This is a genomic window from Methylobacterium sp. 174MFSha1.1, from assembly GCF_900116815.1.
GTDB lineage: Bacteria > Pseudomonadota > Alphaproteobacteria > Rhizobiales > Beijerinckiaceae > Methylobacterium.
Genome location: NZ_FPCB01000009.1, coordinates 107,480 through 122,836 on the forward strand (window position 1 = coordinate 107,480; position 15,357 = coordinate 122,836).

The 15,357-nt window shown below is 73.0% G+C and carries 11 protein-coding genes; 4 read left to right on the forward strand and 7 right to left on the reverse strand.

The genetic code is table 11. From position 1 onward, the window contains the following. The first annotated feature begins 165 nt into the window (after positions 1–165). Positions 166–1,050, forward strand: a complete 885-nt coding sequence (locus BM430_RS08200; protein WP_093566758.1) for an ATP-binding protein — start codon at positions 166–168, stop codon at positions 1,048–1,050. A 319-nt stretch (positions 1,051–1,369) separates the two neighbouring features. Here the strand turns inward: BM430_RS08200 and BM430_RS08205 are convergent, their stop codons facing one another. Both BM430_RS08205 and BM430_RS08210 read right to left on the reverse strand, forming a co-directional pair. After that, complete coding sequence (locus BM430_RS08205) at positions 1,370–1,519, reverse strand: TFIIS helical bundle-like domain containing protein (RefSeq protein WP_093566759.1); 150 nt, start codon at positions 1,517–1,519, stop codon at positions 1,370–1,372. A 77-nt stretch (positions 1,520–1,596) separates the two neighbouring features. Continuing rightward, on the reverse strand, positions 1,597–2,493 hold the full coding sequence (locus tag BM430_RS08210) for a histone deacetylase family protein (RefSeq protein ID WP_093566760.1): 897 nt from the start codon (positions 2,491–2,493) through the stop codon (positions 1,597–1,599). 368 nt (positions 2,494–2,861) lie between these two features. On the opposite strand from BM430_RS08210, the gene BM430_RS08215 reads away from it, so the two are divergent. Together BM430_RS08215 and BM430_RS08220 are read left to right on the forward strand one after the other, a co-directional pair. Beyond that, positions 2,862–4,862, forward strand: a complete 2,001-nt coding sequence (locus tag BM430_RS08215; RefSeq protein WP_093566761.1) for an autotransporter assembly complex protein TamA — start codon at positions 2,862–2,864, stop codon at positions 4,860–4,862. A 213-nt stretch (positions 4,863–5,075) separates the two neighbouring features. Next, the gene (locus BM430_RS08220) at positions 5,076–9,383 is read left to right on the forward strand and encodes a translocation/assembly module TamB domain-containing protein (protein WP_093566762.1); all 4,308 of its coding nucleotides are present in this window, start codon (positions 5,076–5,078) and stop codon (positions 9,381–9,383) included. 29 nt (positions 9,384–9,412) lie between these two features. On the opposite strand, the gene BM430_RS08225 is transcribed toward BM430_RS08220, so the two are convergent. Continuing rightward, positions 9,413–10,819, reverse strand: coding sequence for an MFS transporter (locus BM430_RS08225; RefSeq protein ID WP_177302979.1), 1,407 nt, complete (start codon positions 10,817–10,819; stop codon positions 9,413–9,415). A 94-nt stretch (positions 10,820–10,913) separates the two neighbouring features. Here BM430_RS08225 and BM430_RS08230 point away from each other — a divergent pair, with 94 nt between their 5' ends. After that, positions 10,914–11,816: a LysR family transcriptional regulator gene (locus BM430_RS08230; RefSeq protein WP_177302980.1), complete on the forward strand. Its 903-nt coding sequence runs from the start codon at positions 10,914–10,916 to the stop codon at positions 11,814–11,816. Between the two features lie 4 nt (positions 11,817–11,820). Here the strand turns inward: BM430_RS08230 and BM430_RS08235 are convergent, their stop codons facing one another. The 4 genes from BM430_RS08235 to BM430_RS08250 all read right to left on the reverse strand — a co-directional run bounded on the left by BM430_RS08235 (position 11,821) and on the right by BM430_RS08250 (position 15,213). Next, a complete protein-coding gene (locus tag BM430_RS08235; protein WP_093566765.1) occupies positions 11,821–13,404 on the reverse strand; it encodes an amidase in 1,584 nt (527 codons plus the stop codon). Beyond that, the gene (gene rutA / locus BM430_RS08240; RefSeq protein WP_093566766.1) at positions 13,401–14,495 is read right to left on the reverse strand and encodes a pyrimidine utilization protein A; all 1,095 of its coding nucleotides are present in this window, start codon (positions 14,493–14,495) and stop codon (positions 13,401–13,403) included. The genes BM430_RS08235 and rutA overlap by 4 nt, the downstream gene beginning before the upstream one ends. Positions 14,496–14,566: 71 nt before the next feature. Then, positions 14,567–14,959: a type II toxin-antitoxin system VapC family toxin gene (locus BM430_RS08245; RefSeq protein ID WP_093566767.1), complete on the reverse strand. Its 393-nt coding sequence runs from the start codon at positions 14,957–14,959 to the stop codon at positions 14,567–14,569. After that, a complete protein-coding gene (locus tag BM430_RS08250) occupies positions 14,956–15,213 on the reverse strand; it encodes a type II toxin-antitoxin system Phd/YefM family antitoxin (RefSeq protein ID WP_093566890.1) in 258 nt (85 codons plus the stop codon). The genes BM430_RS08245 and BM430_RS08250 overlap by 4 nt, the downstream gene beginning before the upstream one ends. Positions 15,214–15,357 lie beyond the last annotated feature (144 nt).

Sequence of the window (15,357 nt, forward strand, 5' to 3'; positions counted from 1 at the left end):
CGGCCTTGCAAAAGCGCGCGGACTATAGCCACCGACGACCCGAAAGCAATTGCGGGGATCGGCCTTCCTGTGCCCCATCCCGGCGGGTTTTCGTCCGCCGCCGCCTCGGATTAAGAGGCGCTGCCGGCACGTCCGCCCCTGCGCAGGAGCCCGAGTTTCCCCGCGATGACCGACACGACCCCCAGCCCCCTCTCCGATTCCGCGCTTCTTCCGGTGCTGCTGCGCATCGCCGCGGCCCTGGAGCGCGCCGCCCCGCCGGCCCGGGCCGCCCCCGACTTCGCGGCGGCCGACGCCTTCGTGTGGCAGCCGGAAGGCCGGCTGCAGCCGGTGCCGCGGGTCAACCGGGTCGAGATGGGTCTGCTGCGCGGCATCGACCGGATGCGCGACATCCTGTTCGACAACACCGAGCGCTTCGCCCGCGGCCTGCCGGCGAACAACGCCCTGCTGTGGGGCGCCCGCGGCATGGGCAAGTCGTCGCTGGTCAAGGCGGTCCACGCCGAGATCAACGCGAAGGGGATGCTGGAGCGGCCGCTGAAGCTCGTCGAGATCCACCGCGAGGACATCGAGGGCCTGCCCGCCCTGATGGGACTCGTCCGTCCCGATCCGCACCGCTTCGTGGTGTTCTGCGACGACCTGTCGTTCGATGCCGAGGATACCTCGTACAAGTCGCTCAAGGCGGCGCTCGACGGCGGCATCGAGGGCCGGCCCGACAACGTGATCTTCTACGCCACCTCCAACCGGCGCCACCTCCTGCCCCGCGACATGATGGAGAACGAGCGCTCGACGGCGATCAACCCGGGCGAGGCGGTCGAGGAGAAGGTCTCGCTCTCGGACCGGTTCGGTCTCTGGCTCGGCTTCCACAAGTGCAGCCAGGACGAGTACCTGGCGATGATCGACGCCTACGTGGCGCGTTACGCCCTCGCGGTCGAGCCGGCGCGGCTGCGGGCCGAGGCGCTCGAATGGTCGACGACCCGCGGGGCGCGCTCGGGCCGCACGGCGTTCCAGTACATCCAGGATCTCGCCGGCCGGCTGGGGCAGCGGCTGGACTGACCGTCGATGAGGCGAGGCGGGCGCGTGGGTCGCGGACCTCCGCCCGGCTCGCGACGGCGTCCCGGGCGGGACAAAGAAAAAAGGCCGCCCTTGCGGGCGGCCCGAAGTCTAGGGAGGAAACGCCCAAAGAGGGCAGCAGGGCCGCGACGCCATCGCGACCGTGCACTGCGAAAGATAGGCGGCCCGACGCCGTTCGCAAGTGCGAAATCGCACCGGTGACGGATTTTGCCCCGGACGATCGCGCCCGTCCCGAAACGGCGACACCCCCGCCGGGAGGTCCGGCGGGGGTGTCGGGTCGTGCCTTGAGGCGTCGCAGGGATCAGCGACGCAGGATCTTGGTGACGAGGCGCCCGACGAGGTTGCCGGAATCGTTGTAGGCGACCCGGTCGTCGTAGGGGCGGCTGTCGGGGCGGAGGCGGGGATCGTCGTTCCCCAGGATCTTGGTGACGATACGGCCGATGAGGCTCATCGCATCCTCTCGCGTGCTGGCGTTGCGGTCTTCGGGGGATCAACGGCGAAACAGCCTCGGCCGTTCCGACCCGACCGTCACGCCAGCTCCGCCATCGCCTCGAAGACCAGGGCGTGGCGGGCCGCCAGGGCCTCGATGTCGGTCGCGTAGCCGCCGCCGATCACCGCGACGAGGGGGATGCCGCGTCGGCGCGCGGCGCCGACCACGTGGGCCTCGCGCCGGCGCAGACCGTCGTCGGTGAGCGCCAGGCGGCCGAGGCGGTCGTCGCGGTGAGGGTCGACACCGGCATTGTAGAAGACGAGGTCCGGGCGCAGCGCATCGATCAGCCGCGGCACGTGGAGGGCGAGGGCCGCCAGGTACTCGTCGTCGGTCAGCCCGTCGGGCAGGCCGACATCGAGGTCCCCCGGCACCTTGTCGGTGGGATAGTTCTTCTCGGCGTGCATCGAGAAGGTGAACAGGTCTGGTTCGGTCTGAAGGCAGTCGGCGGTGCCGTCGCCCTGGTGCACGTCGAGGTCGATGACGAGGGCCCGGCGGATCGTGCCCTCGCGCTTGAGGGCGAGCGCGGCCACCGCGACGTCGTTGAAGACGCAGAAGCCCCGGCCCCCGTCCCGCCTCGCATGATGGCTGCCGCCCGCGGTGCTGCCGGCGAGCCCGCCCGCGAGCGCCAGCCGGGCGGCCCGCAGCGTGCCGCCGCAGGCGGCGAGCGAACGCCGCGCCACCCCGGCATCGACCGGCAGGCCGATCGCCCGCTCGACCGCCCGCGGCACCGTGCCGGTGACGACCTGCTCGACGTAAGCCGCGTCATGCGCGAGGCGGATCAGCTCCGGGTCCGCGGGCTCAGGCGTCACGAAGCCCTCCGGCACCAGGCCGCGCGCCTCGATCGCGGCGGCGAGCCGCCCGTACTTGCCCATCGGGAAGCGGTGGCCCTCCGGCAACGGGGCCTCGTAGGCCGGGTGGAACACGACCGGAACCATGCGACGGAACCCTGTGGACAGCGGGGACGGGACGGTCCCGCTCAACGCGCCGGCGCGCCGGACAGCAGGCGCGACCGCGCGCCGCGGGCGGACGCGATCCCGCCGCAGATGTCAGAGGCTTAGCACACCGTCTTCCCCCGCTCCGACCGGCGCGGCGGTTCCTCTTCGCATACATATGCTCTAGCTTGTCCCGGGACCGGGCCGATCGACGAACACGGTTTGGACACGAATTCCCTCGACCCTTGGGGAAGGAACCCAGATGGGGAAGGAATCCAGGCCCGGGGACGTGAGACGGGACGCGCCGCGGGCGTGACGGTATTTCTCGGCGTCGCCCGGACGGGCGGGGCCTGCAAGCACGGCCGGGGGGCATGCGGGAACGGGGCGACGATCGCGGCGCGCGCAGAGCGCGCCGGTGGGGAGGGACTGCCAAGGCTCTCGGGCTCGGCCTCGCGCTCGGGGTCGGCGCGGCGGCGCCGGCGCGCGCCTTCGACCTGTTCGGCCTGTTCAACTCCGAGGAGGCGCCGCCGGCCCCGAGCCCGGCCGCCCTGCCCTACTCGGTCCGCTTCCAGGGCGTCGAGGACGAGGACCTGCTCCGCGCCCTCCAGGACACGTCGAGCCTCTACCGCCTGCGCAACGACGCCCCGCCGGACGGCGAGGGCCTGCTGCGCCGGGCCGAGGCCGATGCGGGCCGCCTCGTCGATGCGCTCTGGGGCTTCGGCTATTACGCCGGGACGGTGTCGTTCCGCATCGAGGACGTGGTGCTGGGGGGCGATGCCGCCGCCCGCAGCGCCGTGCGCGCGGCGGAAGCCACGCGCAACCGCTCCCTCGTCGCGGTGCGGGTCTCCGTCGACCAGGGGCCGCTCTACCACTTGCGCCGCATCGCGGTGCTCGATCCCTCGGGCGTGCCGTTCCCGCCGGAGGCCGTGCCGGCCCGCCTCACCCGCCTCGACGACGAGGCGCCGGCCCGCTCCGCCACCGTGCTCGCCCGCGAGGCGGCGCTGGTCGACCAGTTCCGCCGCCAGGGCCACCCCTTCGCCAAGGTGCTGCGGCGCGAGCCGGTGGTCGACCACGCCGCGCGCGCCATGGACGTGACCTTCGTGGTCGATCCCGGGCCGAAGGCGGTCCTCGGCCCGATCGCCGTGCGGGGCACGCAGACCGTCGATCCGGCGGTGGTGCGCTCCTTCATCTACGCCGAGCCGGGCGATCCCTACTCGCCGCAGGCCCTGTCCGACATCCGCCGCTCGGTCTCGCGCATCGAGGCGCTCGGCGGCGTGCGGGTGCGCGAGGGCACGGCGCTGGATCCCGACGGCGGCTTGCCGGTCTTCGTCGACGTCACCGAGCGCGCGCCGCACATCGTCGGCGTCTCGGCACGCTACTCGACCGTCGACGGGCCGGGCGTGCGGGCCTACTGGGCCGACCGCAACCTGTTCGGCGGCGGCGAGACCCTGCGGATCGACGCCGACCTGTCCTATCTCGGCCTCGGCACCGACTATTACGCCCGCCGCCGCAAGCTCGCCGGGATCGAGACCAACGGGCTCGGCGGGCGGCTGGCCGCGACCTTCGTGAAGCCCGCCCTGTTCGGCACCCGCAACGATCTCCTCGCCAGCGCCTTCATCGGCCGCGAGGTGCAGCAATCCTATCTCAGCGACGCCACCGGCGGCACGGTCGCGATCCGCCATCGCTTCGCCGACGCGTTCTCGGCGCAGATCGGCCTCGACGGCAGGGTCGGCTCGGACCGCGACGCGCTCGGCCGCGTCGATTACGGCTTGCTGGGCCTTAATGCCGGCGTCACCTACGATTCGACCGACAGCCTGCTCGACCCGACAAGGGGCTTTCGCGTCACCGCCTCGCTCACCCCCTATGCGGGCCTCGGCAACAGTCCGGATCTCCTGATCGCCAAGGCGCAAGGCTCGACCTACTACGCCTTCGACGACGAGGGCCGGTACATCCTGGCCGCGCGCCTCGGCTTCGGCTCGGTCAGCGGCGCGAATCTCGCCGACATCCCCGCCTCCCTGCGCTTCTTCGCCGGCGGCGGCGGCTCGATCCGGGGCTACTCGTACCGCACCGTCGGGCCGATCGGCCCCTACCAGCTGCCGATCGGCGGACGCTCGCTGCTCGAAGGCTCGGTCGAGGGCCGGATCAAGATCACCGACACGATCGGCATCGTGCCCTTCGTCGATGCCGGCACGGCCTTCGCCGGCACCCTGCCCGACTTCGACGAGCGCATCCGCGTCGCGGCGGGACTGGGCTTGCGCTACTACACCGGCATCGGCCCGATCCGGGTCGATCTCGCGGTGCCGCTGAACCCCGACAAGCAGCTCAAGCAGCCGCCGGTCGCCCTCTACATCAGCCTCGGTCAGGCCTTCTGAATGAAGCAGATGCAAGGACGCGCGCGGGAATTGTCCGCTTCCCCCCTTTCCCGGACGACTGGAGCGTCAGCGGAAGGAGATCCGGGATCCAGCATGAAAAGTCGCGAAGCGTCCGCCTGTCTGCAACGCTGCAAACAGAGAGCCGATTCGCGGCAAGTCCTCTGCTGGATCCCGGATCTCCTTCCGCTTCGCTTCAGTCGTCCGGGAAAGGGGATGAGGTTACAGCGCCTCATCACCGCCACCGTTGCGGTGATGTTTCTCGCCCTTGCCTGGCTCGGCCACGCCGCCACCGGCGAGGCGGCCGAGGGCGAGACCACGTTCCTCGGCGACCTCCTGTCCCGCGCCCTCTCGACCCCGACCTCGCGGGTCTCGGTCGGCGCCGTCGACGGGGCGCTCTCCTCCGACGCCACGATCCGCGACGTCGCCATCGCCGACCGCAACGGCGTCTGGCTGCGCCTCGACAAGGCCCGGCTGATCTGGCGCCGCACGGCGCTCCTGTCGCGCCGCCTGGAGATCGACCGGCTCGAGATCGGGCGCCTCGAAGTGCTGCGCCGCCCCCTGCCCTCCGCCACCCCGCCGTCCCAGGACAAGGAGGCCCTGCTGCCCGACCTGCCGGTCAAGGTGGTGGTGAAGGCCTTCGCGCTCAGCGACCTCGTCCTCGGCGAGCCGGTGATCGGCGAGGCCGCCCGCATCGGCGGGGCGGGTCAAGCCACCCTCGGCGACCCGCGCGAGGGCCTCGATCTCGGCTTCGGTCTGCGCCGCCTCGACAAGCCCGGCACCGTCACCCTCAAACTCGCCTACGTGCCGGATTCGTCCCGCCTGGAGGTGAAGCTCGCCCATGACGAGCCCGCCGGGGGGCTGGCCGCCCGGCTCATGAACCTGCCCGGCCTGCCGCCGGTCACCCTCGACCTCGACGGCAAGGGCACGCTCGATTCCTGGAATGCCGGCCTCGTCTTCAAGGCCGGCGAGGGCATCGGCGCCGACGGCAAGGCCCGCATCGACCGGGTCGGGGCGGAGCGGCGGATGGTGCTCGACCTCGCCTCGCGGGTCGAGGGCCTGATGCCCGGTCCCCTCGCGGCCGTGTTCTCCGGCACCACCCGCCTCGACGGCGCCTTGCGCTTCGCGGATGCCGGCGCGGTGCAGGTCGACCGGTTCGAGCTGACCTCGCGCACCGCACGCCTCGCGCTGAATGGAGGGGTCGACGCCGCGCGCAACGCCGACCTGACCCTCCAGGCTCGCGCCCTCCCGACCGAGGGCGGCGTCACCAAGGCCGGCGACTCGACCCTCGAATCGCTGATGCTCGACGCGAGCCTGAAAGGGCCGCTCGACGCGCCGGCCGTGCGCGGGACCTTGCGCGCCGCCGGCCTGTCCGCCGCGGGCAGCCGGCTCGGCCGGGCGAGCGCCGACCTCGTCGCGGAGCCGCTGCCGCGCGCTCCCGAGGGCCAGTCCTTCCGCCTCGCCGCCAATGCCGAGGTCGACGGCCTCCACCTCGCCGATCCCGCCTTGCGCCGCGCGATCGGCCCGAAGGCGTCGTTCCGCCTCGCCGGCCGGATCGACCCGAACGGCGTCGCCGATCTCGACGCGGTGACGATCGAGGCGCCGACCGCGAGCGCCCGCTACGCCGGCCGGATCGGCCGCGACGTGGTGGCGGGCACGCTGCAGGCCGAACTGCCCGACCTCGCGGCCTTCTCGCTTGCCGCCGGCCGGCCGCTCGGCGGCCGCGTCGCCGTCAAGGCGCTGCTCTCCGGCGATCCCGGCCGGGCCGGCGTGACCGCCGACGTCGAGGCGAGCACCGAAAAGCTCTTTCTCGGCACCCCCGCCCTCGACCGGACCCTCGGCCGCGAGCCGCGCTTCACCGGCCGCTTGACCCGCCTGCCCGACGGCTACGCCGTGCAGGCCGCGCGCCTGACCGGGCACGCGGTGACGGCGACGGTCGACGGTCGCGCCACCGAGACCAAGGCCGACATGACCGGCTGGGTCGATCTCGGCGACCTTGCCACCCTCGATCCCGAGCTCGCCGGCCGCGCCGCGCTCGACGCCCGCCTCACCGGCTCGCTGGAGCGGCCCGACCTCGCGCTGACTCTCTCGGCGCCCGAGGCGCGCGCCATGGGCCGCCCGGTCCGCGACCTCGCCGCCCGGGCGATGGTCACCGACGCCATCGGCGCCCTCGACGGGACCCTCGCCTTGTCCGGCCGGGTCGACGGCAAGCCGCTCGCCGGCGACCTCCACCTCGCCCGCCGCGACGCCGACTGGCTGCTCGACCGCCTCGCGCTCACCCTCGGCTCGGTGAACCTCGCGGGCCGCGCCGCCGTCGATCCCGCCTCGCGCCTCGCCGAGGGCGAGGTGACGCTCAAGGCCGGCGATCTCGACGACCTCTCGGCCCTGGCGCTCACCCGCCTGCAGGGCCGCCTCGACGCCGCGATCACCCTGTCCCGCGCCGGCGGCCGCCAGGACGCCCGGGTGCGGGCGACCGGCGAGGGCGTGCGCGGCGCCGGCGTTGCGCTCTCGCGCCTCGACGCGGACCTCGCCGGCACCGACCTCTGGACGAGCCCCCGGGTCTCCGGCCGGCTCAATGCCGACCGGCTCGTCGCCGGCTCCGAGACGATCGAGGCGATCCGCCTCGACGCCAAGCCCGCGCTCGACGGAAGCGACCTCACGCTCCAGGCCCGCGCCCGGGGCTTCGCCCTCGACGGCGCCGCGCGCCTCGTCCCGGCCGAGCATCCGCGCCTCGACCTCGCCCGTCTCAGCGCCGTGCGCGGGGCCGACCGGCTGGCGCTGGCCGGCCCGGCGACGATCACCTTCCGGGACGAGGGCGTGGCGGTGGCGGGCCTCGCGATCGCCGCCGGCTCGGGACGGGCCAGCCTCGACGGCACGATCGGCCAGCGCCTCGACCTGCGCCTCGGCCTGAAGAGCCTGCCGCTGGCGATGGCCCGCATCGCGTCGCCGAGCCTGAATCTCTCCGGCACCCTCGGCGGCGAGGCCGTGCTCGCCGGCCCGGCCGCCAGCCCCGAGGGGCGCTACGCCTTGAGCGTCTCGCGCCTCGTGACGCCCGAGACCCGCTCCGCCGGCCTGCCGCCGATCGACGCCAAGGCGTCGGGCCGGATCGAGGACGGCCGCGCCGGCCTCGACGGTACGGTGACGGCAGGACGCGGCGTGCAGCTCACGCTGTCCGGCTCGCTCCCCGTCGAGGCCGGCGGGAGCCTGGCTCTGCGCACCCGCGGCACCCTCGACGCGGCCCTCGCCAACACGCTACTCGCCGCGGGCGGGCAGCGCCTGACCGGCCGGGTCGCCCTCGATGCGGGCGTTGCCGGCACGCTCCAGGCCCCGAAGATCGACGGCTCGGCGGTGATCACCGGAGGCAGCTTCACCGACCCGCTCCAGGGCGTGCGCCTCACCGACATCCAGGGCCGGATCACCGGTCGCGGCGACACGATCGTGATCGAGCGCCTCACCGCCGCCACCCGCAACGGCGGCACCCTCCAGGCGCAAGGCCGCGTCGCCGTCGAGCCGGCGGCGGGTTTCCCCGGCAACCTGACCATCCGGGCCGACCGGGCCGAGCTGGTCTCGAGCCCGCTGATGACCCTGATCACCGGCCTGAACCTGTCGCTGACCGGGCCGCTCGCCCGCACCCCGCGGATCACCGGCCAGGTCGACGTCGTCTCCCTCGACGTCTCGGTGCCCGACCGCCTGCCCGCCACGGTGCAGCCGCTGCCCGGCATCCGCCACGTCAACGCGCCGCCGCAGACCCGCGCCCGCCTCGCCGCGCGCGCCAGGCGCGAGGCCGCGGCGCGGCGCGGGGCCAAGGCCCCGCCCTTCCTCGCCACCCTCGACATCACGGTGAACGCCCCCGGCCGCATCGCCGTGCGCGGCCGCGGCATCGACGCCGAACTCGGCGGCGCCTTGCGGCTCACCGGCACCTCGGCGGCCCCGGTGGCGAACGGCGCCTTCGCGATGCGCCGCGGCCGGATCCAGATCGTCGGCCAGCGCCTCGACTTCGCCCGCGGCCGCCTGACCTTCGCGGGCGACCTGACGGCGCCGGAGCTCGACTTCCTGGCCCAGTCCCAGGCCGGCGACGTCACCGCCAAGATCGCCGTCACCGGCCCGGCGAACCAGCCCGACTTCGCCCTGACCTCCGAGCCGCCGCTGCCGCAGGACGAGGTGCTGTCGCGCCTCCTGTTCAAGAAGGCCTCCGGCGGTCTGTCGCCGTTCCAGGCGCTGCAACTGGCGCAGGCCGTCGCCCAGCTCTCGGGCGGGTCCGGCGGCCCCGACGTGTTCGAGAGCGCCCGCAAGGGGCTGGGCCTCGACAGCCTCGACATCCAGGCCGGATCGAAGGGCGGCGCGGCGGTCGGCCTGTCGCGGGCGCTCGGCGAGCGGGTCAATGTCGGCGTGCGCGCCGGGGCGCGGCCGGAGGACAGCGCGGCCACCATCACCTACGACGTCACCGGGCGGATCAAGGTGCAGGGCGAAGCCGGGGCGGATGGACGCACGGCCGTGGGCGTGGGAGCGGAGTGGGAGTATTGAGGCACCGAGAGGCCTGACCGCACGACGCCTCATCGCTGCCGTGCCGCGTCACCAGGGAGCAGGTGGCAGGCCACGAGCCCGATCAGTCCGGTGACGGCGGCGAAGCCGAACATGGGTGCGTAACCTGCGCCGTTCGATTCCGTCGATGCCAGCACGCCGAGGGCCGCGACGCCGAGCGCGAACCCGCCCTGACGCGCCACCATCGTGACCGCCGAGGCCATGCCTGCCGTCTCGGACCGGGCCAGCGCGACGATGGCCCCGGAGAGCTGGGGATGCGCGAGGGCCGCCCCGGCTCCGACGGCGACCATGCCGGCGAGGGCGCCGACGAAGGCCGAGGCGCCGGCCGGCGGGCTGGCGAGGGCCGCTCCTGCCAGGACCGCATTCCCAACGACGATCAGGACGAGCGCGCCCCCGAAGGCACGCCGCCAGCCAAATTTCTGCACCATGCGGCCACCCAGCGGGGGCAGCACCAGCATCGGCAGCGTCGCGGCGAGCAGCGCGAGGCCGGCCGCCTGCGCGTCCAGGCCGAAGGCCGCCAGGAGGAAGGCCGGCAGGTAGACCAGAACGGCCCAGTAGCCCACCGAGACGGCGATCAGCAGGACGATGACGGCCTGGACCGTGCGATCCGACACGAGGACCGGATCGATCAGCGGGCGAGTCCGGCCACGCTGTCTCCACGCGAAGGTCAAGGCGAGCACGAGGCCGGCGGCCAGGCTGACGAGGCACCGGACCGGGTCGCGAGCCTGGAGACAGCCCTCGATCGCGAGGCCGAGCGCAGCGGTCAGGAGGGTCAGACCGAGCCAGTCGATCGGTGTCCGGGATGCCGCCCGCCCCTCGCCGACGAGGCGCGGCACGGCGAGCGCGATGAGTGCGCAGGGCAGGACGTTGGCGAGAAAGATCGTCCGCCAGCCGAGCCAGGCGGCGAGCAGGCCGCCGAGGGTCGGCCCGAGCGCCATCGCGACACCCGACAGGATGCCGATCAGGGCGTAGGCGCGCGCCCGCAGCGAGGGTTCCGGGAAGGCGGCCGCGATCGACGCGAGGGCGCCGGTGATCAGCAGGGCCGATCCGATCCCCTGCCCGGCGCGGGCCGCCCACAGGGCGGGCGCGGTCGTGGCGAGCGCGCAGGCGACCGAGGCGGTGGCGAACACCGCGTTGCCGGCGAGCAGCGACCGGCGCCGGCCGTAGCGGTCCGCCAGGGCCCCGGCGGCCAGGAGCGCCGCGGTGAAGGCGAGGCTGTAGGCGTCGATGACCCAGGCGAGGCCCGGCAGGTTGACGGCGAGGTCGCGGCCGATCTCCGGCATGACGACCACCAGGGCGGTCACGTCGAACTGCGTCAGGAAGGCGCCCAGGCCCAGGACGCCGGCGGTGAGGCGGGCGCGCCGATCCCAGGTAACGGAGGGATCGACGGTAACGGAGAGATCGCGGGAGAGGGTCATGACCGCGATCAGCACGCGGCGACCGGTGCGAAGCAAATGAGAGTTGCAACTGCCCGGATGAACCCGTTTCATGGGGCCTACGACGATGCGCCGATTGCCTCCCTTCCCCGGTCTCGTGGCGTTCGACGCCGTGCTGCGTCACGCCAGCGTGACGCGCGCCGCCTCCGAACTCGGCCTGACCCAGAGCGCGGTCAGCCACCGCCTGCGCGGGCTGGAAGAGCATTTCGGCGTCCCCTTGCTGGAGCGGCTCAATCCGGGCCTGAGGCCGACGCCGGCGGGCGAGCGTCTCGCGCGCGACGTCGCCCCGCTGCTCGAGACGCTGGCGGGGTTGCGGGAGCGGGTGTCGGGCGAGCGGGACGCGCGGCCGTTCCGGATCGGCGTCAGCGGCGCTCTGCTCGCCTGGTGGCTCTCGCCACGGCTTCCGGACCTGATCGCGGCGTTTCCGGACCGCACGATCGAGGTGACGACCTGGGAGAGCCGGCTCTGGGACGGCAAGCCGGGCATGATGCCGGACGAGGCCGATCTGGCGCTGCTCTGGATTCCCCGCGCGATGCAGGAGACCGGCCGGCGCGAGGTGCCGTTTCCGGCCGAGACGGTCTTCCCGGTCGCCGCCCCCGCGCTCCGCCGCGCCGGCCTGGGGGAGGATTGGCGCCGGCTGCCGCTGCTCGCCAAGGGGCAGGCCGCCGACGCCGGCGGCGGCGAATGGTCCTGGGCGACGTGGCTCGGCGACGAGGGGCGGCGCACGCCCGCGATGCGCTTTTGCGATATCGGCGGGGCCCTGCACGCGGCGCAGGACGGCAGCGGCGTCGTGCTCGCCCGCTCGCTCCTCGTCGCCGATGCGCTCCGGCGGCGCCGGCTGACCCGGCTGGTGCGACGGGCCGAGATGCGGCCCTGCTCCAAGATCCAGGTGGCGCGCTGGAGCGATCAGGCCGACGACGTCGCCCCCGCGATGGCGGCGTGGCTCGTCGCGGCTGCGGAACGGACCCTCGCGCGGTGAGCAGTCACCCGGCCTCCGGCGGCGTCATGAGGTGATGCCCCGTCTCCCGCTGGAACGCCGCCCCTACTCCCAAGCACAGCGCATCGTCGTAGGGCTTGCCCACCACCTGTGCGGCCACCGGCAGGCCGGTGCGGCCCAGCCCAGTCGGCAGCATCAGGGCCGGAAGACCCGTGTAGTCGAACAGCATCGTGTTGCGCGGCAGCACCGCCTGGAGCGGGTGGGCCTCGCCGTTCACCTCGATCGTGAGGGTGTCGAGGGACGCCGCCTCGCCGCCGAGCCCTGGGGTCACCAGCACGTCGACATCGCTCAGGGCGTCGAGCACCTGCGCGAGCACGACCGGCCGCCGGCGCAGGGCGCGCAGGTAGTCGGTGGCGGTAAAGAGCCGGCCCTGCTCCATCCGGGCGCGGGCGCCGGGATCGAGGGCCGCGGCCCGATCGAGGTCGGGCTCCTGGAGCGCGGCGAGTTCCGCCATCACGATCGTGTAGCCGTCCTGGTGCGCGGTGGCGACCGGCCCGAGATCGACCGGCACGAGGCGGGCGCCCTGCCGTTCCAGCTCCCGCAGCATCGCCTGCCAGGCGACGAGCACGGCCTCGTCCTGCATCGACGTGAACCAGCCGTCGGGCACGCCGACCCGCAAGCCCGACAGCCCCCGCGCCCGGGTCGCATCGTAGCGGCCCGCGGCGTGCGGGTCGGCGCCGTCGGGCCCGGCGATCCAGGGCATCACCCGGGCGAGATCCGCGGCCGAGCGGGCCATCGGGCCGACATGGTCGAGGGTCCAGGACAGGGGCGCGACGCCGGTCCGCGGCACCAGCCCGCGTGTGGCTTTAAGGCCGGTGATGCCGCACCAGGCCGCCGGCACCCGGATCGAGCCGCCGGTATCGGTACCGAGCGCGAGCGGCAGCAGCCGGGCGGCGAGCGCGCTTCCCGAGCCGGTGGAGGAGCCGCCGGTCCAGCGCGTCCGGTCCCACGGGTTGGCGACCGCGCCGTAGCGCGGGTTGTGGGCAGAGCCGCAGGCGAATTCGGTGGTGGCGAGCATGGCGAGCGGAATCGCACCGGCCGCCTTGAGGCGCGCCACCACGGTCGCGTCGTCTCGCGCCACCCGGGCGCCGGTGAGGCGGGAGCCGCAGGTGACGGGCGCGCCGGCGCAGTCGATGATGTCCTTGATGCCGAAGGGGACGCCTTCGAGGGGGCGGGCCTGCCCCGCCCGGATGCGCCGGGCGCTCTCCTCGGCCGCCTCGTCCGCGCCCGGCACCGGGGCCAGGACCGCGTCGCGGCCGGACGGGTGGCGGGCGATGCGCTCGCGGAGGCTCGCGACGAGTGCCACCGGGTCGGTCGTCCCCGCCGCGTAGGCGGCCTGGAGCGCGCCGATCCCGTAGGTGTGGAGCGGGCCGTCCGCGACGGGCGGCAGGGCCGGCACGATCGGCTCCGCCTCCGTGGTCGCGCCGGCGGCCTCGCGCAGGCGCTGCTCGGCCTGGGCCGGCTCGGGCGCGTCCCGCTCCCACGCCGAGGGCAGGTCCCGGGCCGGGGCCGGCTCCGCCACCGTGCCGGCCAGGATGGTGCGGGCGAGCAGCGCGTCGGAGACGGTCACGCGGCGACCCCTTGACGATCTTGGACGCGATCCTGCCGGCAGGCCATCAGCGGCTGGATCCGCGTGCCGAAGGTGTCGAGGCCTTCGAGGAAGTCGTCAAAGGTCAGCATGATGCCCTTCACCCCCGGCACCGATGCCGCCTCGTCGAGCATCCGCGCCACCTTGGCGTAGGAGCCGACGAGGGTCCCCATGTTGAAGTTCACCGCACCCTCGGGAAGGTTCATCCAGGTCGCGGTCGAATCGGCCGAGGCGTTCTTGTCCTGGGTGCTCTGGTCGAGCATCCAGGCCAGGGCCGCGACGTCGGCGCCCTGGCGGTAGGCTATCCAGCGTGCTTCCGCCGCCGCGTCGGTCTCGTCGGCGATCACCATCATCAGCACGTAGGAGCCGACGTCGCGGCCGGTCTTGGCGGTGGCTTCGATCAGCCGGGCGCAGGTCGATGCGCAGGCCGTCGGCGTGTTGAGGCCGGTGCCCAGCACGAAGTTGTAGTCGGCGTAGGTGGCGGCGAATTCCATGCCGCGCCCGCTCTGCCCGGCGGCGACGATCGGGATCGGGCCCGACGGCGCGGGCTTCATCATGCAGCCCTCCATCCGGAAATGCTCGCCCTGGAAGTCGGAGTGGCCGGTCTCCCACAGCTCCTGCATCACCCGGACGTACTCGGTGGAATAGTCGTAGCGGTAGCCGAAATAGTCGTCGCCGGGCCACAGGCCCATCTGCGCATACTCCGCTTTCTGCCAGCCCGAGACGATGTTCACCCCGAAGCGGCCCGGGGCGATCGAGTCGATCGTGGTCGCCATCCGGGCGACCAGGGCCGGCGGTAGGGTCAGCACCGCGGTCGAGGCGAAGAGCTTGATCCGCTCCGTCACCGCCGCGAGGCCGGACATCAGGGTGAAGGATTCGAGGTTGTAGTCCCAGAACTCGGTCTTGCCGCCGAACCCGTGCAGCTTGATCATCGAGAGGGCGAAATCGAGCCCGTAGCCCTCCGCCTTCTGCACGATCGCCTTGTTGAGGGCGAAGCTCGGCTTGTATTGCGGGGCCGCCTCCGAGATCAGCCAGCCGTTGTTGCCGATCGGGATGAACACGCCGACATCCATGCGAAAAGCTCCGGGTTCCGGTGGGCGGCCGGGAGGCCGTCCGGAGGGGCTTTGCAGGATCGGGGCCGTTTTCAGGCCTTGCTCAGCGCACTCGTGATATCGGTGCGGGCGAAATCGTCGCCGATGAACAGCAAGGGGCATCCACGCGCCTTGGCCAGCGCGTAGGCGAAACAGTCGCCCATGTTCAGGCCGGCCGGATGCACGCCCTTGCCCCACTTCGCGTACGCGGCGGCGCAATCGTAGGCCACGGCTGCCGTGACGGGGATGACATCAAACGCGAGATCGTCGATCAAATTTCTTACCGTGTCGCCGACATTCCGCCGCTCCGAGACGATCATGGCTTCTGCCAACGTGCCTGCCGAGATGAGAACATCGAACTCAGTGGCAATCATGGTCATGCATGCAGTGGCGTATACCTCACCCTTGACGATCGCTATGAGCGCAGACGTATCGACGACTATCACGCCGGTAGACCGTCATCGTCATAGAGAAAATCTTGGCTTCGAGCGGCTGACGGTCCCGGCGTTATCTTCGCGCGGCCCTCTTCTCGCGCTGCCGCGAGGATTCGCTCCCGCTCAGCCACGGATTGTGGTGCCTTGACCGGCACCAACCGCACAGCGGCCCGACCTTGGCGGGTGAGAATGACCTCGTCTCCGGTTTCTGCGCGCCGCACAAGGTCGGCTAATTGTCCTTCCGCTTCCCCCACAGAGATCTTCATGAGCGTCATCCCGATTCGTACCCAGGCAAGAAATTGGACCGTGCTGCGGCCGCATTCAACATGCCCGTCGCGGTGATCCGATCCGTGTCAGATGCCGACTTGACTCGTTGAAGAACGTATCACCTGCCGTAACGATCGTCTCGC